General features: G+C 58.4%; 17 protein-coding genes and 1 tRNA gene. 16 read left to right on the top strand and 2 right to left on the bottom strand.

Features of this window, described 5'->3' with window-relative positions; translation table 11 throughout:
* The first annotated feature begins 225 nt into the window (after window positions 1-225).
* The 12 genes from ASC90_RS08405 to rpoC all read left to right on the top strand — a co-directional run bounded on the left by ASC90_RS08405 (window position 226) and on the right by rpoC (window position 17519).
* Window positions 226-2685 (top strand): penicillin-binding protein 1A, encoded by a 2460-nt coding sequence (locus ASC90_RS08405; RefSeq protein WP_056538193.1) that lies wholly within the window; start codon window positions 226-228, stop codon window positions 2683-2685.
* Window positions 2686-2785: 100 nt separating this feature from the next.
* Window positions 2786-3917 (top strand): peptide chain release factor 2 gene (gene prfB / locus ASC90_RS08400; RefSeq protein WP_156392881.1). Its coding sequence is split into 2 segments (ribosomal slippage): window positions 2786-2854 and window positions 2856-3917, totalling 1131 coding nucleotides; the frame shifts between segments, so codons are not numbered across the junction.
* Window positions 3918-4102: 185 nt separating this feature from the next.
* Complete coding sequence (locus tag ASC90_RS08395; RefSeq protein WP_056538187.1) at window positions 4103-4996, top strand: NAD(P)-dependent oxidoreductase; 894 nt, start codon at window positions 4103-4105, stop codon at window positions 4994-4996.
* Between the two features lie 139 nt (window positions 4997-5135).
* Window positions 5136-5211, top strand: a tRNA-Trp gene (locus ASC90_RS08390).
* Between the two features lie 187 nt (window positions 5212-5398).
* A complete protein-coding gene (gene secE, locus ASC90_RS08385; protein ID WP_056538184.1) occupies window positions 5399-5599 on the top strand; it encodes a preprotein translocase subunit SecE in 201 nt (66 codons plus the stop codon).
* Window positions 5600-5616: 17 nt separating this feature from the next.
* Complete coding sequence (gene nusG / locus ASC90_RS08380; protein WP_056538182.1) at window positions 5617-6147, top strand: transcription termination/antitermination protein NusG; 531 nt, start codon at window positions 5617-5619, stop codon at window positions 6145-6147.
* A 170-nt stretch (window positions 6148-6317) separates the two neighbouring features.
* Window positions 6318-6749: a 50S ribosomal protein L11 gene (rplK, locus tag ASC90_RS08375; protein ID WP_056538179.1), complete on the top strand. Its 432-nt coding sequence runs from the start codon at window positions 6318-6320 to the stop codon at window positions 6747-6749.
* Window positions 6750-6753: 4 nt separating this feature from the next.
* Window positions 6754-7443: a 50S ribosomal protein L1 gene (gene rplA / locus ASC90_RS08370; protein WP_056538176.1), complete on the top strand. Its 690-nt coding sequence runs from the start codon at window positions 6754-6756 to the stop codon at window positions 7441-7443.
* Between the two features lie 327 nt (window positions 7444-7770).
* Window positions 7771-8289 (top strand): 50S ribosomal protein L10, encoded by a 519-nt coding sequence (rplJ, locus tag ASC90_RS08365; RefSeq protein ID WP_056538174.1) that lies wholly within the window; start codon window positions 7771-7773, stop codon window positions 8287-8289.
* A 58-nt stretch (window positions 8290-8347) separates the two neighbouring features.
* Window positions 8348-8725, top strand: coding sequence for a 50S ribosomal protein L7/L12 (gene rplL / locus ASC90_RS08360; RefSeq protein ID WP_056538171.1), 378 nt, complete (start codon window positions 8348-8350; stop codon window positions 8723-8725).
* 257 nt (window positions 8726-8982) lie between these two features.
* The gene (gene rpoB, locus ASC90_RS08355) at window positions 8983-13122 is read left to right on the top strand and encodes a DNA-directed RNA polymerase subunit beta (protein ID WP_056538168.1); all 4140 of its coding nucleotides are present in this window, start codon (window positions 8983-8985) and stop codon (window positions 13120-13122) included.
* Between the two features lie 185 nt (window positions 13123-13307).
* The gene (gene rpoC, locus ASC90_RS08350) at window positions 13308-17519 is read left to right on the top strand and encodes a DNA-directed RNA polymerase subunit beta' (RefSeq protein ID WP_056538165.1); all 4212 of its coding nucleotides are present in this window, start codon (window positions 13308-13310) and stop codon (window positions 17517-17519) included.
* 106 nt (window positions 17520-17625) lie between these two features.
* Here rpoC and ASC90_RS08345 read toward each other — a convergent pair whose 3' ends face one another.
* Window positions 17626-18057 (bottom strand): NUDIX hydrolase, encoded by a 432-nt coding sequence (locus tag ASC90_RS08345; protein WP_056538162.1) that lies wholly within the window; start codon window positions 18055-18057, stop codon window positions 17626-17628.
* 8 nt (window positions 18058-18065) lie between these two features.
* Window positions 18066-18359, bottom strand: a complete 294-nt coding sequence (locus ASC90_RS08340) for a hypothetical protein (protein ID WP_056538380.1) — start codon at window positions 18357-18359, stop codon at window positions 18066-18068.
* A 483-nt stretch (window positions 18360-18842) separates the two neighbouring features.
* Between ASC90_RS08340 and rpsL the strand changes: the two genes are divergently transcribed.
* The 4 genes from rpsL to ASC90_RS27895 all read left to right on the top strand — a co-directional run.
* Window positions 18843-19214 (top strand): 30S ribosomal protein S12, encoded by a 372-nt coding sequence (rpsL, locus tag ASC90_RS08335; protein WP_018902683.1) that lies wholly within the window; start codon window positions 18843-18845, stop codon window positions 19212-19214.
* Window positions 19215-19291: 77 nt separating this feature from the next.
* Window positions 19292-19762: a 30S ribosomal protein S7 gene (gene rpsG, locus ASC90_RS08330; RefSeq protein WP_056538158.1), complete on the top strand. Its 471-nt coding sequence runs from the start codon at window positions 19292-19294 to the stop codon at window positions 19760-19762.
* Between the two features lie 29 nt (window positions 19763-19791).
* Complete coding sequence (gene fusA, locus ASC90_RS08325; RefSeq protein WP_056538156.1) at window positions 19792-21891, top strand: elongation factor G; 2100 nt, start codon at window positions 19792-19794, stop codon at window positions 21889-21891.
* A gap of 67 nt (window positions 21892-21958) precedes the next feature.
* A partial coding sequence (locus tag ASC90_RS27895; protein WP_133624442.1) for a GTP-binding protein occupies window positions 21959-22054 on the top strand: 96 nt, incomplete at its 3' end.

The raw sequence follows: 22054 nt of genomic DNA, 5'->3' as shown, positions 1-22054 counted from the left end.
GTGACACTCGCGCGGGTAACGTCACTATATCGTGGGAATAGCGCGCGCGGGCCCTATTTTTCCCACATTCGCGCCGTTACTCGCCGCTATGTTTCGACAGACGAAACGGAAACGTCTTGTGGCGGCAACGCTCATGGAGTAAGTCGCGCAACGTGCAAAATGCCCCGATCCATGCGATTGTTGTGCTCGCGCCGATCGATGATTGAGATACCGGTAGCTTAAGATATGATCAGACTTCTTGGATATTTCTTCGGAGTGGCTTGCGTCCTGTTTTTGGGCGTGGCCGCGGTCGTTGCCGTGTACCTATCCAACGTCGCGAAGGATCTCCCCGACTACGCGGTCCTGAGCAGCTATGCGCCACCGGTCACGACGCGCGTTCATGCCGGCAACGGCGCCCTGATGGCCGAGTATGCGAAGGAGCGTCGTCTCTTCCTACCAATTCAGGCGATCCCCGACCGCGTGAAGGCCGCCTTTCTCTCTGCCGAGGACAAGAATTTTTACAATCATCCGGGCGTCGATCTGACCGGTCTCGGTCGTGCCATCCTGGTCAATTTGCAGAATTTCGGCTCGGGCCGCCGCCCGGTCGGGGCATCGACGATCACCCAGCAGGTTGCGAAGAACTTCCTCCTGACGTCGGATCAGACCATCGACCGCAAGATCAAGGAAGCGATCCTGTCCTTCCGCATCGAGCAGGCCTACAGCAAGGACAAGATTCTCGAACTGTATCTCAACGAGATTTTCTTCGGACTCAACTCCTATGGCATTGCCAGTGCAGCACTTACCTACTTCAACAAGTCCGTTACTGAATTGACCGTTGCCGAAGCGGCCTATCTTGCCTCGCTTCCGAAAGGCCCCGCCAATTACCATCCTTTCCGCCACCCCGAAGCCGCGCTCGAGCGTCGCAACTGGGTTGTCGATCGCATGGTGGAGAACGGCTATGTCAGCCAGGCGGACGGTGCGGAGGCGAAGCAGCAGCCACTCGGTGTGACTGGTCGCAACAGCGGCCCGTCACTGTTTGCTTCCGGTTATTTCGCCGAGGCTGTCCGCCGCCAGCTGATAGACCAGTATGGAGAAAAGGCACTTTACGAAGGTGGTCTCTCCGTCCGCACATCCTTCGATCCGCAAATGCAGGTGTTCGCGCGAAAGGCGCTGCAAGATGGCCTGATAACCTATGACGAGCGTCGAGGTTTCCATGGGCCGTTGAAGCAGATTGATACGACCGCCGACTGGGGTAAGACGCTCGCCGATATTCCGGCGCTTACCGATGTGCCCGAATGGCGTCTCGCGGTCGTGCTGGCCGTTGCCGACGACAGCGTCGACATCGGATTGCAGCCTGACAAAGACGGCGCGGGCAAGGTTCCGGCCGAGCGCGAACGTGGCGTCATAGCGGCCAAGAACATGCAGTGGGCCTACCGCTCCTCCGCCGGCCGCAAGACTGCAAAATCGCCGCAAGGCGTGCTTGCTCCAGGGGATGTTGTTTACGTCGAGCCGCTCGACGGAGAGAACTCGACCTCTTACCGCCTTCGCCAGCCACCGAAGGTCGAGGGTGGTTTGGTCGCCATGGATCCGAAGACCGGCCGCGTGCTGGCGATGGTCGGCGGCTTCTCCTACGCTCAATCCGAATTCAATCGCGCCACGCAGGCGATGCGCCAGCCCGGTTCGTCCTTCAAGCCCTTCGTCTATGCCGCCGCGATGGACAACGGCTACACCCCGGCGTCGGTGGTCAGCGACGATCCGCTGCAGATTCAGACCGGCAACGGCCAGGTATGGGCACCAGACAACTACGAGGGTGAGGGCGGGGGCGCCAATACGCTGCGCTTTGCCATCGAGCATTCGCGCAACCGCATGACCGTTCGGCTTGCCAACGACCTTGGCATGAACGTCGTGGCCGAGTATGCCGAGCGCTTCGGCATCTATGATCACATGATGCCTGTTCTAGCGATGTCGCTCGGCTCCGGCGAGACGACTGTTCTGCGGATGGTTTCGGCGTATTCGGTCATTGCCAACGGCGGCAAGCAGATCAAGCCGACCCTCATCGACAGAATTCAGGACCGCTATGGCAAAACGATCTTCAAGCATGAGGAACGTGTCTGCGAAGGCTGCAATGCCAGCGATTGGCAGAACCAGGAAGAACCGAATGTGGTCGACAATCGCGAGACCGTTCTCGATCCCATGACCTCCTACCAGATCACCTCGATGCTGCAGGGTGTGGTCCAGCGTGGCACCGCTGCCGGCAAGGTCTTGCTTGGCGACCGTGATGTCGCTGGCAAGACGGGGACCACCAACGACGAAAAGGACGCGTGGTTCGTGGGCTTTACTCCGGATCTCGTTGCTGGCCTCTACATCGGCTTCGATTCGCCCTCGACGCTTGGACGCGGGGGCACCGGCGGCTCATTGTCGGCGCCGGTATTCAACGAATTCATGCAGGCAGCCGTAAAGGATATGCCGGCATCTAAATTCGTCATTCCGGCCGGCATGAATCTCATTCCGATCGATCGCAAGACCGGTATGGCCGCTGCCCAGGGTGACCCGAGCACCATCATCGAGGCCTTCAAGCCCGGTACCGGCCCGGCTGACAGCTTCTCCGTTATCGGCATGGACAACACCATGGCGCCCGAGGAGATTCTGAAGACCTCGCCCCAGGCGAACCAGGCGGTCCAGTCGGGGTCCGGCGGTCTCTACTAAGCCTTTGCGCAAATACTGGTGGCGGCTGCGGCTCTTTACATCCGCGGCCGCCGCAACTATTTGACGGGCACCTTTCAAAGCAACGCAGAGAAGCGGGAAAATGCGAGCGGAAATCCAGAACGTAGTCGATGAAACCAAGCAGGCTATCACCCTGCTGAGGAGGCATCTTTGACTGGGACCAGGCGGTAAGACGACTGGACTGGTTGAATAACAAGTCAGAGGATCCCAACCTCTGGAACGATGCGGCGGAAGCGCAGAAGCTGATGCGCGAGCGCCAGCAACTCGATGATGGCATCAATGGCGTGAAGCGCTTCGAGCAGCAGCTGAACGACAATATCGAACTCATCGAAATGGGCGAGGAAGAGGGCGACGAAGGCATTGTCAAGGAAGCCGAAGACGCGCTGAAAGCCCTCAGGACCGAAGCCGCACGCCAGCAAGTCGAAGCCATGCTTTCAGGCGAGGCCGACAGCAACGATACCTACATCGAAGTTCACTCAGGCGCCGGCGGCACGGAAAGCCAGGACTGGGCCAACATGCTTCTGCGCATGTACACCCGCTGGGCCGAACGCCAACGCTACAAAGTCGAACTGCTTGAAGTTCATGACGGCGAAGAAGCTGGCATCAAGTCCGCCACTCTTCTCGTTAAGGGTCACAATGCCTATGGCTGGATGAAGACGGAGTCGGGCGTTCACCGCCTAGTGCGTATATCGCCCTATGACAGCAACGCGCGCCGTCACACATCGTTCTCGTCCATCTGGGTCTATCCGGTCATCGATGATTCGATTCAGATCGACATCAACGAAGGCGACTGCCGCATCGACACCTACCGCTCATCGGGCGCCGGTGGCCAGCACGTCAACACGACTGACTCCGCAGTGCGTATCACCCATATTCCCTCCGGTATCGTAGTGCAGTGCCAGCAGGAACGCTCACAGCACAAGAATCGCGCCAAGGCCTGGGACATGTTGCGTGCCCGCATGTACGAGGCCGAGCTGAAGAAGCGCGAAGACGCCGCGAGCGCCGAAGCGGCCTCGAAGTCGGATATCGGCTGGGGTCACCAGATCCGGTCGTATGTCCTGCAGCCGTATCAGCTCGTCAAGGACCTTCGCACCGGTGTTACCAGCACCGCACCAGATGATGTGCTCGACGGGGAGCTCAACGAGTTCATGGAAGCAGCCCTTGCACACCGCATCAGCGGCAAACCGGATGCTGTCTTGGACGACGTCGACTGAAGGATTTCGCAACGTGGGTGTTGCGAGACGTCAAGCGGGCCCGCTGGAAACAGCGGGCCTTTTCTTTGTCGCGCAGGAATGCGAACCGGGTCACTCAATGGTGAGGCCGCGATTCCACCAGCGGCCTTGCGCTTGATTGCAAAGCCGTTATCTATCCTTCCGATTTCACGGGTGGAGGATTTTCGATGAAGAAGCGCATTCTTTTCACGGGCGGTTCGGGCAAGGCGGGGCGTCATGCCGTGCCGTGGCTCGTCAACGCCGGCTACGAGGTCCACAATATCGATCTCGTGCCGCTCGACAGCCCAGGCGTCACCAATCTGATTGCCGATATCACCGACAGCGGCCAGGTCTTCAATGCGCTATCCATGCACCGCGATTTTCCTGATCTGGAAGCAGGCAAGGGCGTCCAGCCTTTCGATGCGGTCGTGCACTTCGCGGCCGTCCCGCGCATTCTGATCAAGTCTGACAACGAGACCTTCCGTATCAATACGATGGGCACGTACAATGTCATAGAAGCGGCGGCGAAGCTCGGCATCCGCAAGATCATCGTCGCCTCAAGTGAAACCACCTACGGGGTCTGTTTCGCCGAAGGCCATCGCGACTTCCATCAGTTCCCATTGGAGGAAGACTACGACGTCAACCCGATGGATTCTTACGGTCTCTCCAAGGTCGTCAACGAAAAGACCGCCCGCGCCTTTGCGGAGCGAACTGGCGCCGACATATACGCGCTACGCATCGGCAATGTCATCGAACCGCATGAATATGAGAAGTTCCCGACGTTCTTCGCGAATCCGGAAATGCGCAAACGCATCGCCTGGAGCTATATCGATGCCCGCGACCTGGGCCAGATCTGCCATCTCTGCATCCAGAAGGACGGGTTGGGCTATCAGGTTTTCAACGCCGCCAATGACACGGTATCCGCCAACACACCCTCGATGGAGCTCGCTCGGCGGTTCTTCCCGAGCGTGCCCTTCACGCGCGACACCGGCGAATATGAGGGCCTGCTCTCGAACCGCAAGATCCGCGACGTCCTTGGTTTCAAGGAGGAGCATGACTGGCGGAAGTACGTGAAGGTCTGATCGACCCATTCAACGCCACGCAGGATTGGAAAAAACGAAAAACGCACTTGCCAATCCTGCGTGGCAGCCTTAAAGGGTGCGCCATGCTTGCAGTGGTGCTTCGAACCCTTTGGGTCAAGGAGCTGAATGTAAAGCGTAAAGGGGTATAGCTCAGCTGGTAGAGCGGCGGTCTCCAAAACCGCAGGTCGTGGGTTCGAGCCCCTCTGCCCCTGCCATCATCTTCGGACGGACAGCGCGCTAAGTCGCAGCGTTTGAGCCGGGAGGCGACGAATGGCTAATTTCGTTAAACTTCGGTTCCCCTCTTGTTTAATTGGGAATCGGCGTTTATGTAGGGTTCAACAGACACGCGGTGCGTGGGGCTGATATGTTCAGCTTTACGCGCCGTAATTGCGTGGGCAGTCGATGGCATCCAAATCCAATCCGTTTACGTTTCTCCAGCAGGTCCGCACGGAGACGTCTAAAGTTACCTGGCCGTCGCGCCGTGAGACGATGATCTCGACGGTCATGGTGCTTGTTATGGTGGTTTTCGCCGCGCTGTTCTTTTTTGCCGCGGACCAGCTGATCGGCTGGCTATTGGGCTTTGTGCTCAACTTTGGCAATTGATCGGGCGGAGAAGTAACATGGCGGCACGTTGGTACATCGTCCACGCGTATTCTAATTTTGAAAAGAAGGTCGCGGAAGACATCGAAAACAAGGCCAGGCAGAAGGGGCTGGAGCACCTTTTTGAAAGGATTCTTGTCCCGACTGAGAAGGTCGTCGAGGTTCGCCGCGGTCGCAAGGTCGATTCCGAGCGCAAGTTCTTTCCGGGTTATGTCCTCGTTCGCGCCAACCTGACGGATGAAGCCTATCATCTGATCAAGAACACGCCGAAGGTTACCGGCTTTCTCGGCTCCGACAATAAGCCTGTTCCGATTCCGGATTATGAAGCCGAGCGCATTCTCGGCCAGGTCCAGGAAGGTGTCGAGCGGCCGAAGGCTTCTGTCAGCTTCGAGATCGGCGAGCAGGTTCGCGTTTCTGACGGTCCGTTCGCCTCCTTTAATGGTACGGTCCAGGATGTCGACGAAGAGCGTTCGCGCCTGAAGGTGGAAGTTTCGATCTTTGGTCGCGCGACGCCGGTTGAGCTGGAATACGCTCAGGTCGAGAAGGTTTGATTTTTCGAATGGGGGTCGGCCTTGGCTGATCCTCTAGCGGACATTTTCCGCTAGCGCGTGGAAGGCGAGGGGGCTTAGCCGGACCTGCGAGCCGCACCACGCAACCGCAGCCGCTGGAGCGATCCGGCATACGGACCGGGCAACCGGTCATCAGTGAAAGGCAGAGAGATATGGCTAAGAAAGTTGCAGGCCAGCTCAAGCTTCAGGTCAAGGCAGGATCGGCAAACCCGTCCCCGCCAATCGGCCCGGCGCTTGGTCAGCGTGGCATTAACATCATGGAATTCTGCAAGGCGTTCAACGCCGCTACGCAGGAAATGGAAAAGGGTATGCCGATCCCGGTCGTCATTACCTATTACCAGGACAAGTCCTTCACCTTCGCGATGAAGCAGCCTCCGGTCAGCTACTGGCTGAAGAAGGAAGCGAAGATCTCGTCCGGTTCGAAGACGCCTGGTAAGGGCGCAACCGCAGGTAAGCTCACCAAGGCTCAGATCAAGTCGATCGCCGAAGCCAAGATGAAGGACCTGAACGCAGCTGATATCGAAGGTGCAATGGCGATGATCGAGGGCTCTGCCCGCGCCATGGGCCTGGAAGTGGTAGGATAAGACCATGGCAGGCAAGCGCACTAAGAAGATCAACGAAGGTGTTGATCCTACGAAGCTCTACGATCTGAACCTTGCTATCGGCATGGTCAAGGAACGGGCTGTCGCCAAGTTCGACGAGACCATCGAAGTTTCGATGAACCTCGGCGTCGATCCGCGTCACGCAGACCAGATGGTCCGCGGCGTGGTCAACCTGCCGAACGGCACTGGCCGCGACGTTCGCGTTGCTGTCTTCGCACGTGGCGCCAAGGCTGATGAAGCCAAGGCTGCTGGTGCGGACATCGTCGGCGCCGAAGAACTCGTTGAAATCGTTCAGGGCGGCAAGATCGACTTCGATCGTTGCATCGCAACGCCTGATATGATGCCGCTGGTCGGTCGCCTCGGTAAGGTTCTCGGCCCGCGTGGCATGATGCCAAACCCGAAGGTCGGAACGGTTACGATGGATGTCGCTGGTGCCGTCAAGGCTTCCAAGGGTGGCGCTGTCGAGTTCCGCGTCGAGAAGGCCGGTATTGTTCACGCTGGCATCGGCAAGGCTTCGTTCGATGCCAAGGCTCTTGAAGAAAACATCAAGGCTTTCGCCGACGCAGTCATCAAGGCAAAGCCGGCTGGTGCAAAGGGCAACTACGTCAAGCGCGTAGCGATCTCTTCGACCATGGGCCCAGGCGTCAAGATCGAACTCGCTTCGGTTACGGCGTAACAAATTTTGCCGGGCTTCGGCCCGGTTCACGAATTCCGGCCTCGCAAGGGGCCGGAATATTCCGGAGAAATCCGGAATCCTGTCCGAGATTGCAGGTGGTTTTCCCTTAATCACGATGCCTGCATGAGACGGGTAAGACCCGAATTGCATGAAGCTCTGCTTCGATGAATTTGGTTCGAGCCTAGGATGCCTTGTGCCTCTCAGCCTTAACTGGCGCGGAGCGCGAGGGGACAGGATCCTCAAGCGTCGCTTGGGTTCTCTTCTGATCCCAAGAGGCAAAGGCAACCCGATGGGTCCGTTTACGGTCCCATCTACTGGAGATAGGCAGTGGAAAGAGCGGAAAAACGCGAATTCGTCACGGAACTGAACGAAGTCTTCAAGGCTTCGGGCTCAGTCGTCGTGGCCCACTATGCTGGTGCTACAGTCGCGCAGATGAACGACTTCCGTTCAAAGATGCGTGCTGCTGGCGGTACCGTCAAAGTCGCGAAGAACCGCCTGGCCAAGATCGCCCTTCAGGGTACGGAAGCGGAAGGGATTTCTAATCTCTTCAACGGTCAGACGCTCATTGCTTACAGCAATGACCCGATCACCGCTCCGAAAGTCGTCGTGGATTTCGCCAAGACCAACGATAAGATCGTTGTCCTCGGCGGCGCCATGGGAACAACCACGCTCAACGCCGATGCAGTCAAGTCGCTCGCGACCCTGCCTTCGTTGGACGAACTGCGCGCGAAGCTGCTGGGCATGATCCAGACGCCAGCTACCCGCATCGCAGGCGTTGTTGCAGCACCGGCAAGCCAGCTTGCTCGCGTGTTTTCGGCTTACGCCAAGAAGGACGAAGCCGCATAAGGCGGTTTTTTGCTGTTTATAAACAACCGGTTCGAACCGAACAAAAGGAACTGATAACATGGCTGATCTCGTAAAGATCGTTGACGACCTCTCCGCGCTGACCGTTCTGGAAGCCGCAGAACTGTCCAAGCTTCTCGAAGAAAAGTGGGGCGTATCTGCTGCTGCACCGGTAGCCGTTGCTGCTGCTGGCGGCGGTGCTGCTGCTGCTGTCGTTGAAGAAGAAAAGACCGAGTTCGACGTTATCCTCGTCGAAGCTGGCGCTAACAAGATCAACGTCATCAAGGAAGTCCGCGCGATCACAGGCCTCGGCCTGAAGGAAGCTAAGGACCTCGTTGAAGCCGCTCCTAAGGCTGTCAAGGAAGCTGTTTCCAAGGCTGAAGCTGCTGACATCAAGAAGAAGCTTGAAGACGCTGGCGCCAAGGCCGACGTTAAGTAAGCTTGAAATACATCTGGGAGGCGGGTTTCCCGCCTCCCATTTGCCGTTTCCGGAACAAATTACCCAAAAGCCACGTGAAAACGGCTTTTGGGTAATGGGTTCTTCAAGAGGATGGTCTCGAACCGAGACGCGTAGGCAATCCGGCCTCGTGGTTTCGGGAAGTGAGACGAGTTTGAAGTTCACATTGTGTTGACGGGGTCGACTGGCCATCGGTTCCCGTCCGTTGCAGGCCCGGATGCAATTTTGAAGGAGCGACGATGGCTCAGACCCTTTCGTTCAATGGTCGTAGGCGCGTACGCAAGTTTTTCGGTAAGATTCCAGAAGTCGCAGAGATGCCAAACCTCATCGAGGTTCAGAAGGCATCCTATGATCAATTCCTGATGGTTGAAGAGCCCAAGGGCGGTCGCCCTGACGAGGGCCTTCAGTCCGTTTTCAAGTCCGTATTTCCGATCACGGATTTTTCCGGCGCTTCCATGCTGGAATTCGTGTCCTACGAGTTCGAGCCGCCAAAGTTCGACGTCGATGAATGCCGCCAGCGCGACCTGACCTATGCCGCGCCGCTGAAGGTGACTCTCCGTCTGATCGTGTTCGATATCGACGAAGATACGGGTGCGAAGTCCATCAAGGACATCAAGGAACAGTCGGTTTACATGGGCGACATGCCGCTCATGACCAACAACGGTACGTTCATCGTCAACGGCACCGAGCGCGTTATCGTGTCTCAGATGCACCGTTCGCCGGGCGTTTTCTTTGACCACGACAAGGGCAAGAGCCATTCTTCCGGCAAGCTGCTCTTCGCTGCCCGCGTCATCCCTTACCGCGGTTCCTGGCTCGATATCGAATTCGACGCCAAGGACATCGTCTACGCCCGTATCGACCGCCGCCGCAAGTTGCCGGTAACGTCGCTACTGATGGCGCTCGGCATGGATGGCGAAGAAATCCTGTCGACCTTCTACACCAAGTCCGACTACGTTCGTGATGGCAAGGGTTGGCGGATTCCGTTCACGCCCGAGACCCTCAAGGGCGCGAAGACGATCACCGATATGGTTGACGCCGACACCGGCGAAGTCGTTGTCGAAGGCGGCAAGAAGCTGACCCCGCGTCTGCTTCGCCAACTCTCCGACAAGGGCCTCAAGGCCCTGAAGGCATCCGACGAAGACCTGTATGGCAACTTCCTGGCCGAAGACATCGTCAACTACTCGACAGGCGAAATCTACCTCGAGGCAGGCGACGAGATCGACGAGAAGACCCTGCCGGTCATCCTGTCCCACGGCTTCGAAGAGATTCCGGTTCTCGGCATCGACCACATCAATGTGGGCGCTTACATCCGCAACACCCTGAACGCAGACAAGAACGAGAACCGCCAGGACGCTCTGTTCGATATCTATCGCGTCATGCGCCCGGGTGAACCGCCGACAATGGATTCGGCTGAAGCGATGTTCAACTCGCTGTTCTTCGATGCCGAGCGTTACGACCTCTCGGCCGTCGGCCGCGTCAAGATGAACATGCGCCTCGACCTCGATGTCGAAGACACCGTTCGTGTCCTGCGCAAGGACGACATCCTGGCCGTGGTCAAGATGTTGGTAGAACTGCGCGACGGCAAGGGCGAGATCGACGACATCGACAACCTCGGCAACCGTCGCGTTCGCTCTGTCGGCGAACTGATGGAAAATCAGTACCGTCTCGGTTTGCTCCGCATGGAGCGTGCGATCAAGGAACGTATGTCCTCGATCGAAATCGACACTGTCATGCCGCAGGACCTGATCAACGCCAAGCCGGCGGCTGCTGCCGTCCGCGAATTCTTCGGCTCCTCGCAGCTGTCGCAGTTCATGGACCAGGTGAATCCGCTCTCGGAAATTACCCACAAGCGTCGTCTTTCGGCACTTGGTCCGGGTGGTCTGACCCGCGAGCGCGCTGGCTTCGAAGTCCGCGACGTTCATCCGACCCACTACGGCCGTATTTGCCCGATCGAAACACCTGAAGGCCCGAACATTGGTCTGATCAACTCGCTGGCGACCTTTGCGCGCGTCAACAAGTACGGTTTCATCGAGAGCCCGTACCGCCGCATCGTCGATGGCAAGGTGACGAGCGACGTTCTTTATCTCTCCGCAATGGAAGAGGCGAAGTACTACGTCGCGCAGGCCAACGCCGAGCTCGGTGCTGACGGTTCGTTCACCGACGAATTCGTCGTTTGCCGTCACGCTGGCGAAGTTATGCTCGCTCCGCGCGACAGCATGAACCTGATGGACGTTTCGCCGAAGCAGGTCGTTTCGGTCGCAGCCGCTCTCATCCCGTTCCTGGAAAACGACGACGCAAACCGCGCGCTCATGGGCTCGAACATGCAGCGTCAGGCCGTTCCGCTGCTGCGTGCTGAAGCTCCGTTCGTCGGTACCGGCATGGAGCCGGTCGTTGCCCGCGACTCCGGCGCTGCTATCGGCGCCCGCCGCGGCGGTGTGGTCGACCAGGTCGATGCGACGCGTATCGTTATCCGTGCAACGGAAGACCTCGAAGCCGGCAAGTCCGGCGTCGATATCTACCGTCTGCAGAAGTTCCAGCGTTCGAACCAGAACACCTGCGTCAACCAGCGTCCGCTAGTCACCGTCGGTGACGAAGTCAACCGCGGCGACATTCTCGCCGACGGCCCGTCGACGGATCTGGGCGATCTCGCACTCGGCCGCAACGCGCTCGTCGCGTTCATGCCGTGGAACGGTTACAACTACGAAGACTCGATCCTGCTCTCCGAGCGTATCGTTGCCGACGACGTGTTCACCTCCATCCACATCGAAGAATTCGAAGTGATGGCGCGTGATACCAAGCTTGGTCCGGAAGAAATCACGCGTGACATTCCGAACGTCTCGGAAGAAGCGCTGAAGAACCTCGACGAAGCCGGTATCGTCTATATCGGTGCGGAAGTTGCTCCTGGCGACATCCTCGTCGGAAAGATCACGCCGAAGGGCGAAAGCCCGATGACGCCGGAAGAAAAGCTTCTGCGCGCCATCTTCGGTGAAAAGGCTTCCGACGTTCGCGACACATCCATGCGCATGCCTCCGGGCACCTACGGCACGATCGTCGAAGTCCGTGTCTTCAACCGCCACGGTGTTGAAAAAGACGAACGCGCCATGGCGATCGAGCGCGAAGAGATCGAGCGTCTTGCAAAGGACCGCGACGACGAGCAGGCAATCCTCGACCGTAACGTCTACGGCCGTCTGATCGAGATGCTCCGTGGCCAGTCGTCCATCGCAGGCCCGAAGGGCTTCAAGAAGGGCGCCGAGCTGTCGAACGCCGTCGTTTCCGAGTATCCGCGTTCGCAATGGTGGATGTTCGCCGTCGAAGACGAGAAGGTTCAGTCCGAACTGGAAGCGCTTCGTGGTCAGTACGACGAATCCAAGTCGCGCCTTGAACAGCGCTTCATGGACAAGGTCGAAAAGGTCCAGCGCGGCGACGAAATGCCTCCGGGCGTCATGAAGATGGTCAAGGTCTTTGTCGCCGTAAAGCGCAAGATCCAGCCAGGCGACAAGATGGCCGGCCGTCACGGCAACAAGGGCGTTGTTTCACGTATCGTTCCGGTCGAAGACATGCCGTTCCTCGAAGACGGCACGCACGTCGACGTCGTCTTGAACCCGCTGGGCGTGCCATCGCGCATGAACGTCGGTCAGATCCTCGAAACGCACCTGGGCTGGGCTTGCGCCGGCATGGGCCGCCAGATCGGCGAACTGATCGAAGCGTACAAGGCCAACGGCAACATCGAGCCGCTGCGCAAGACGATCGGCGACGTTGTCGGCGACGGTCCGAAGGCCGAACAGGTCAAGGACTTCGACGATGACTCTGTTCTTCGTCTGGCTGACCAGTGGAAGCGTGGCGTTTCGATTGCGACGCCTGTCTTTGACGGTGCGCATGAAGGTGACGTCAACGACATGCTGGCTCTCGCTGGTCTCAAGGAAAGCGGCCAGTCGACACTGTACGACGGTCGTACCGGCGAACAGTTCGACCGCCAGGTGACCGTTGGCTACATCTACATGTTGAAGCTGAACCACTTGGTCGACGACAAGATCCACGCCCGTTCGATCGGTCCTTACTCGCTCGTCACCCAGCAGCCGCTCGGTGGCAAGGCGCAGTTCGGCGGTCAGCGTTTCGGCGAAATGGAAGTCTGGGCTCTGGAAGCATACGGTGCAGCCTACACGCTGCAGGAAATGCTGACGGTGAAATCGGACGACGTCGCCGGCCGTACCAAGGTCTACGAAGCCATTGTTCGTGGCGACGATACGTTCGAAGCCGGTATTCCGGAAAGCTTCAACGTTCTCGTCAAGGAAATGCGCTCGCTGGGTCTTAGCGTCGAGTTGGAGAACTCCAAGATTGACGAGCAGCAGGCCGGCCAGTTGCCGGACGCCGCCGAGTAATCACCGATAGGGTGCGCGCTGTCCTGCAGCGCGCACCGTTCCCGCTTGGCCCCATTTCGTGTCGGCCGGGCAGGGACGATTTCGCCGCATTCTGCGGTTATTGTCGTTTTTCGCTATGGCGCGGCGCCCGGGAATTGCCGCTGACCATCGCAATTGAGGGCGCTAAGCCCATGAAGGAGACAGGCATGAACCAAGAGGTCATGAATCTTTTCAATCCGCAGGTGCCTGCGCAGAATTTCGATTCCATCCGGATTTCGATTGCGTCTCCGGAGAAGATTCTCTCCTGGTCTTATGGTGAGATCAAGAAGCCGGAAACGATCAACTATCGTACGTTCAAGCCTGAACGCGATGGTCTTTTCTGCGCGCGCATCTTCGGACCGATCAAGGATTACGAGTGCCTGTGCGGCAAGTACAAGCGCATGAAGTACAAGGGCATCATCTGCGAAAAGTGCGGCGTTGAAGTCACGCTGTCGCGCGTTCGTCGTGAGCGTATGGGTCATATCGAGCTCGCCGCTCCCGTTGCCCACATCTGGTTCCTGAAGTCCCTGCCGAGCCGCATCTCGACGCTGCTCGACATGACGCTGAAGGACGTAGAGCGCGTTCTCTACTTCGAAAACTACATCGTTACCGAGCCAGGCCTCACCGCCCTGAAGGAGCATCAGCTTCTTTCGGAAGAGGAGTACATGCTGGCCGTCGACGAATACGGTGAAGACCAGTTCACTGCCATGATAGGCGCCGAAGCCATCTTCGAGATGCTGGCATCGATGAACCTTGAGAAGATTGCCGGCGACCTGCGCTCGGATCTGGCTGACACCACGTCGGATCTCAAGCAGAAGAAGCTGATGAAGCGCCTGAAGATCGTTGAGAACTTCATGGAGTCCGGCAACCGTCCGGAATGGATGATCATGAAGGTCGTCCCGGTCATCCCGCCGGACCTGCGTCCGCTGGTTCCGCTCGATGGCGGTCGTTTCGCGACGTCGGATCTGAACGATCTGTACCGCCGCGTCATCAACCGTAACAACCGTCTGAAGCGCCTGATCGAGCTTCGTGCGCCGGGTATCATTATCCGCAACGAAAAGCGCATGCTGCAGGAATCCGTTGACGCCCTGTTCGACAACGGCCGCCGCGGCCGCGTCATCACCGGCGCCAACAAGCGTCCTCTGAAGTCGCTGTCCGACATGCTCAAGGGCAAGCAGGGCCGCTTCCGTCAGAACCTGCTCGGCAAGCGCGTCGACTACTCCGGCCGTTCGGTCATCGTGACCGGTCCGGAACTGAAGCTTCATCAATGCGGTCTTCCGAAGAAGATGGCGCTCGAACTGTTCAAGCCGTTCATCTATGCCCGCCTCGACGCCAAGGGTTATTCCTCGACCGTCAAGCAGGCCAAGAAGTTGGTCGAAAAGGAAAAGCCGGAAGTCTGGGATATCCTCGACGAGGTCATCCGCGAGCATCCGGTTCTCTTGAACCGCGCACCGACGCTGCACCGCCTGGGTATCCAGGCCTTCGAACCTACCCTGGTCGAAGGCAAGGCGATCCAGCTGCACCCGCTCGTCTGCACGGCCTTCAACGCCGACTTCGACGGTGACCAGATGGCTGTTCACGTGCCGCTCTCGCTGGAAGCCCAGCTCGAAGCACGCGTTCTGATGATGTCGACGAACAACATCCTGCACCCTGCAAACGGTGCACCGATCATCGTTCCGTCTCAGGACATGGTTCTCGGCCTGTACTACCTCTCGATCATGAACCAGAACGAGCCGGGCGAAGGCATGGCCTTCTCCGACCTCGGTGAACTGCATCATGCGCTCGAGACCAAGACTGTCACGCTGCACACCAAGATCCGCGGCCGCTTCAAGTCGGTCGACGAGGAAGGCAAGCCCTACTCGAAGATCTATGAGACGACGCCTGGACGCCTTCTCATCGGTGAACTCCTGCCGAAGAACGGCAAGGTGACCTTCGACGTCTGCAACCAGGAAATGACCAAGAAGAACATCTCCAAGATGATCGACGCGGTCTACCGTCATTGCGGCCAGAAGGACACGGTCATTTTCTGCGACCGCATCATGCAGCTCGGCTTCGGCCATGCTTGCCGCGCCGGCATTTCGTTCGGCAAGGACGACATGGTCATTCCGGAAACCAAGGCGAAAATTGTCGGTGACACCGAAAACCTGGTTAAGGAATACGAGCAGCAGTACAATGACGGCCTGATCACCCAGGGCGAAAAGTACAACAAGGTCGTCGACGCGTGGGGCAAGGCCACCGAGAAGGTCGCTGAAGACATGATGGCCCGCATTAAGGCTGTCGAGTTCGATCCGGCAACCGGCCGCCAGAAGCCGATGAACGCCATCTATATGATGTCGCACTCGGGCGCTCGTGGTTCTCCGAACCAGATGCGCCAGCTGGGCGGCATGCGCGGCCTCATGGCCAAGCCGTCGGGCGAAATCATCGAAACGCCGATCACGTCGAACTTCAAGGAAGGCCTGACCGTCAACGAGTACTTCAACTCGACGCACGGTGCTCGTAAGGGTCTGGCGGACACCGCCTTGAAGACGGCCAACTCCGGTTACCTGACACGTCGTCTCGTTGACGTCGCACAGGATTGCATCGTCAACCTGGTCGATTGCGGCACCGACAAGGGCCTCACCATGACTGCCATCGTCGATGCCGGTCAGGTTGTTGCTTCCATCGGCGTCCGTATTCTCGGCCGTACGGCTCTCGACGATATCGATCATCCGGTCACGGGCGAGCGTATCGTCGATGCCGGCAAGATGATCCTCGAGCCCGATGTCATCGAGATCGAAAAGGCTGGTATCCAGTCGATCCGTATCCGTTCGGCACTGACCTGCGAAGTCCAGACCGGCGTTTGCTCAGTTTGCTACGGCCGCGACCTTGCTCGCGGTACGCCAGTCAACATGGGCGAAGCAGTCGGCGTCATCGCGGCTCAGTCGATCGGTGAACCGGGCACCCAGCTCACCATGCGTACGTTCCACCTTGGTGGTACGGCAACCGTGGTCGACCAGTCGTTCCTCGAAGCGTCGTACGAAGGTACGGTGCAGATGAAGAACCGCAACATGCTGCGTAACTCGGACGGCGTTCTCGTCGCCATGGGCCGCAACATGACCGTCCAGATCCTGGACGAGCGCGGTGTCGAACGCTCCTCGCAGCGCGTCGCTTACGGTTCGAAGCTGCACGTCGACGAAGGCGACAAGGTCAAGCGCGGTCAGCGTCTGGCCGAGTGGGACCCCTACACACGTCCGATGATGACGGAAGTAGCCGGTACCGTTCAGTTCGAAGACGTTGTCGACGGTCTCTCGGTGCTCGAAGCAACCGACGAATCCACGGGCATCACCAAGCGTCAGGTTATCGACTGGCGTTCGACCCCGCGCGGTTCGGACCTCAAGCCGGCAATCGTCGTCAAGGATGCCAGCGGCAACGTCATGAAGCTGCCGCGCGGTGCCGATGCACGCTTCCAGCTGTCGGTTGATGCGATCCTCTCGGTCGAGCCTGGTCAGAAGGTTTCTCAGGGTGACGTGCTTGCACGTTCGCCACTGGAAAGCGCCAAGACCAAGGACATCACCGGTGGTCTGCCGCGTGTTGCCGAACTGTTCGAAGCTCGCCGTCCGAAGGACCACGCCATCATCGCTGAGATCGATGGTACGATCCGCCTCGGCCGCGACTACAAGAACAAGCGTCGCGTCATCATCGAGCCGGCTGAAGACGGTGTCGAGCCTGTCGAATACCTGATCCCGAAGGGCAAGCCCTTCCACCTTCAGGAAGGCGACTACATCGAAAAGGGTGACTACATCCTCGACGGTAACCCGGCTCCGCACGACATCCTGGCGATCAAGGGCGTCGAAGCACTCGCTTCGTACCTGGTCAACGAAATCCAGGAAGTCTACCGCCTGCAGGGCGTTGTCATCAACGACAAGCACATCGAAGTGATTGTCCGTCAGATGCTGCAGAAGGTGGAAATCACCGATGCAGGCGACTCGACCTATATCGTTGGCGACAACGTCGACCGTATCGAGCTCGAGGACGTCAACGACGGCCTGATCGAACAGGGCAAGAAGCCTGCCTACGGCGATCCGGTTCTGCTCGGCATCACCAAGGCATCGCTGCAGACGCCGTCCTTCATCTCCGCCGCTTCCTTCCAGGAAACGACGAAGGTGCTGACGGAAGCTGCGATCGCTGGCAAGACCGATGGCCTGCAGGGTCTGAAGGAGAACGTCATCGTCGGCCGCCTTATCCCGGCCGGTACTGGTGGCACCATGACCCAGATCCGCCGTATCGCCACGTCGCGCGACGAGATGATCCTGGAAGAGCGCCGCAAGGGCACGGGTGCAGATGTTGCAACCCCGATGCTTCAGGATCTCGCAAGCGAGACCGCACCAGCTGCCGAATAATCGGCACACGGTCTGAAATTGAAAGCCGCCCGGAGCGATCCGGGCGGTTTTTTGTTTCAGCTGATTTTACGGGGTAGGGGTCTGTACTGCCGGCGGCAAAAAATCCTCATCCGATCAGCGGCAAGCACTCCTCCATGCCATAGCCGAGCCTCACTTTCGCCTCTGCAAGGCTGATCCAGAAGAAACGAAACAGGACAGGCGCGCCACCGCCGAAGGGGGTGAGCTCTTGGTGAAGCCAGCCCGTTGACTGATTGCCGTCGAGGCCGATGTGAAAATAGTGACGGCGGTGAAAGACGGTATCGCCGCTCTTCAATGAAAAGTGATAGTCGTGAACGGCGAGCTGGGTGAGGGGAGCCGGCGGCGTTAGGCCCGTTTCTTCCTGAAACTCGCGGCTGGCGGCGTCAGCCACATCCTCGCTGTCCTCGACAGTGCCGCCCGGCACCTGCCACTGGACGTGAGGAAAGTCGGGCTCGTCGAAAACAAGAAGCCGGTCGCGCCAGGTTGCATAGATCAGAACCTTCAAGGCATCCGGCTTCATCGATGGACTCAGCTGAAGCGAATGATCGCAACTTCGCCGTCGACGGCACCCTGATAGGCCGAGGCATGCGGCTCCTCCTCCGGGATCTCGGTCAGCATCCCGATCTGGTCGAGATCGGCCTCGATGAAGCCTTCCTCGGCCAGTGCGTTGAGCGCTTCGCGCACGGCACTGTCGTCGTCGGCGGCTTTCAGCATGATATGAAGGTCAACGGCGTCGCTGCCATCGGTTTCGTATCCCTTACCGATGATGATGAAAACCATCGGGCCTTCCGTGTTGTTGTCGTTGTCGGGGGTAGTAATCATCATTCGTCCTTCGATTCGAGATTTGAATCTGTTCCAGCAGCACGGCGTCTGCAATCTGTGATTCCTTAGCCGCTTTCGCCACAATGCCCAAGTTTATCTTGCCTGCCGCCGGCGAATTTGTTCAAGGACCCCAAAAGCAGGCCGAAAGGCCGCGTTTCAGGCCGTTCCGGCGAAGATTATTTCTTAACAGCCTTGACGGGACGGCGGGAAACCAGTAGTACCCGCGCCATCGGAACCCATGTGAGGCATGGCCATTCTGGGCGACACGCTCAGGAGATCACCTCAAACAAGGTTCGAAACGCACGTTGAAGATATGTTGCCTGCACGCATGACGCATTTCTTTTGCGTCCTCTGCTCTCTGTGGTCCATCTGCGAAAGCGGATCGGGCCACGTTTTGCGCATTGATACAAGCGTGTGATCTTGCCGGAGACGGCGTGAATTACGCCCGCAAGGGTCTGAGATACAAACGTAAGGGATGGTTGAATGCCTACCGTAAACCAGCTGATCCGCAAGCCGCGCCAGCCGAACGTAAAGCGTAACAAGGTTCCTGCACTGCAGGAAAACCCGCAGAAGCGTGGTGTTTGCACCCGCGTCTACACGACGACCCCGAAGAAGCCGAACTCGGCTCTGCGTAAGGTTGCCAAGATCCGCCTGACCAATGGCTTCGAAGTCATCGGCTACATTCCCGGCGAAGGTCACAACCTTCAGGAACACTCTGTCGTCATGATCCGTGGCGGCCGCGTAAAGGACTTGCCAGGCGTTCGTTACCACATCATCCGCGGCGTTCTCGATACCCAGGGTGTCAAGAACCGCAAGCAGCGCCGCTCCAAGTATGGTGCAAAGCGTCCGAAGTAATTCGGTTTTGGAAAATCCGGCGCTGCGTGAGGTCCTCCGCGTGATAAAGCGCCTTAACGATTAAGAGACGAGAAGTTATGTCCAGACGTCACAGAGCAGAAAAGCGCGAGATCAACCCGGACCCGAAGTTCGGCGATCTCATCGTCACCAAGTTCATGAATGCCATCATGCTCGACGGCAAGAAGTCCGTCGCTGAAAGCATCGTCTACGGTGCGTTTGACTCCGTGCAAGGTAAGTCCAAGCAGGAACCGCTTGTCGTGTTCCATTCCGCGCTGGACAACATTGCCCCGCACGTCGAAGTCCGTTCGCGCCGCGTCGGTGGTGCCACCTACCAGGTTCCGGTCGACGTTCGCCCGGAGCGCCGTCAGGCACTCGCAATTCGCTGGCTGATCGCTGCTGCTCGCAAGCGCAACGAAACGACTATGGTCGATCGCCTTTCGGGCGAGCTTCTCGATGCATCCAACAACCGTGGCAGCGCCGTGAAGAAGCGCGAAGACACGCACAAGATGGCTGATGCCAACCGTGCGTTCTCGCACTATCGCTGGTAATCCCGAACGGTATCGAAAGGCAGTCCATCATGGCTCGCGAATATAAAATCGAAGACTACCGGAATTTCGGTATCATGGCGCACATCGACGCCGGCAAGACGACGACGACGGAGCGTATCCTTTATTACACCGGCAAGTCGCACAAGATCGGCGAAGTGCACGATGGCGCAGCCACGATGGACTGGATGGAGCAGGAGCAGGAGCGTGGGATCACGATCACTTCCGCTGCGACCACGACCTACTGGAAGGGCCGCGACGGCAAGACCCGCCGCTTCAACATCATCGACACCCCCGGCCACGTCGACTTCACCATTGAAGTCGAACGTTCGCTGCGCGTTCTCGACGGTGCGATCGCTCTTCTCGATGCCAACGCCGGTGTAGAGCCGCAGACGGAAACCGTCTGGCGCCAGGCTGAGAAGTACAACGTTCCGCGGATGATTTTCTGCAACAAGATGGACAAGACCGGCGCGGACTTCTACCGCTCGGTTGAGATGATCAAGACCCGTCTCGGCGCCACGGCTGTTGTCATGCAGCTGCCGATCGGTGCGGAAACCGAATTCAAGGGTGTCATCGATCTGATCGAGATGAACGCGCTCATCTGGCGCGACGAATCGCTCGGCGCTCAGTGGGACGTCGTCGAGATCCCCGATGACATGAAGGCCAAGGCAGAGGAATATCGCGAAAAGCTGATCGAGACCGTTGTCGAGATCGACGAAGCCGCGACTGAAGCCTACCTCGAAGGCGTTCTGCCTGACAACGATCAGATCCGTGCGCTCGTTCGCCGCGGTACGATCGATGTCAAGTTCCATCCGATGTTCTGCGGCACGGCTTTCAAGAACAAGGGCGTCCAGCCTCTGCTCGACGCCGTCTGCGATTACCTGCCTTCGCCGATGGACATTCCTGCCATCAAGGGCATCGACTTCAAGACCGAAGCCGAAATCGAACGTCATGCCGACGACAGCGAACCGTTGTCCATGCTGGCATTCAAGATCATGAACGACCCCTTCGTCGGTTCGCTCACCTTCGCACGCATCTACTCGGGCAAGCTCGAGAAGGGCACATCTGTCATCAACACGGTCAAGGACAAGCGCGAGCGCGTCGGTCGTATGCTTCAGATGCACTCCAATTCGCGTGAAGACATCGAAGAGGCCTTTGCCGGCGACATCGTTGCTCTCGCAGGCCTCAAGGAAACCACCACTGGCGATACGCTCTGCGATCCGCTGAAGCCGGTTATCCTCGAGCGCATGGAATTCCCCGAGCCGGTCATCCAGATCGCGATCGAGCCGAAGACCAAGGGCGACCAGGAAAAGATGGGCCTCGCGCTCAACCGTCTGGCCGCTGAAGATCCGTCGTTCCGCGTAAAGACCGACCAGGAATCTGGCCAGACGATCATTGCAGGCATGGGTGAGCTTCACCTCGATATCCTGGTTGACCGCATGCGTCGCGAATTCAAGGTCGAAGCAACTGTCGGCGCGCCGCAGGTTGCCTACCGCGAAACCATTACGAAGAAGCACGAAGAAGACTACACGCACAAGAAGCAGTCCGGTGGTACCGGTCAGTTCGCGCGCGTCAAGATCGTCTTCGAACCGAATGAAGAAGGCGACGACTTCAAGTTCGAATCCAAGATCGTTGGTGGTTCTATTCCGAAGGAATACATCCCGGGCGTTCAGAAGGGTATCGAAAGCGTTCTGTCGTCCGGTCCGTTGGCTGGATTCCCGATGCTCGGCGTCAAGGCGACGCTCATCGACGGTGCCTTCCACGACGTTGACTCGTCGGTTCTGGCGTTCGAAATCGCTTCGCGTGCCTGCTTCCGCGAAGCAGCCAAGAAGGCCGGCGCTCAGCTCCTCGAGCCGATGATGAAGGTCGAGGTCGTGACGCCCGAAGATTACGTCGGTGACGTTATCGGTGACTTGAACTCGCGTCGTGGTCAGATCCAGGGCCAGGAAAGCCGCGGTATCGCTGTTGTCATCAACGCGAACGTTCCGCTGGCAAACATGTTCAAGTATGTCGACAACCTGCGCTCCATGTCGCAGGGCCGCGCTCAGTACACGATGACCTTCGATCACTACTCGCCGGTCCCGTCGAACGTCGCGACCGAGATCCAGGCAAAGTATTCCGGTCAGAAGTGACCGGAATACCAATTGACCGATAACAAGAATTAAGTCCCTCGGGGACTAGCAAGAATGGAGAGCCGAAATGGCAAAGAGTAAGTTTGAGCGCAACAAGCCGCACGTTAACATCGGCACGATCGGCCACGTTGACCACGGCAAGACGTCTCTGACGGCAGCGATC

The sequence above is a fragment of the Rhizobium sp. Root1220 genome, from assembly GCF_001426265.1.
Taxonomy (GTDB): domain Bacteria; phylum Pseudomonadota; class Alphaproteobacteria; order Rhizobiales; family Rhizobiaceae; genus Rhizobium.
The sequence above is the reverse complement of the archived record's forward strand: the minus strand, read 5'-3'. Positions and strand labels throughout refer to the sequence as shown.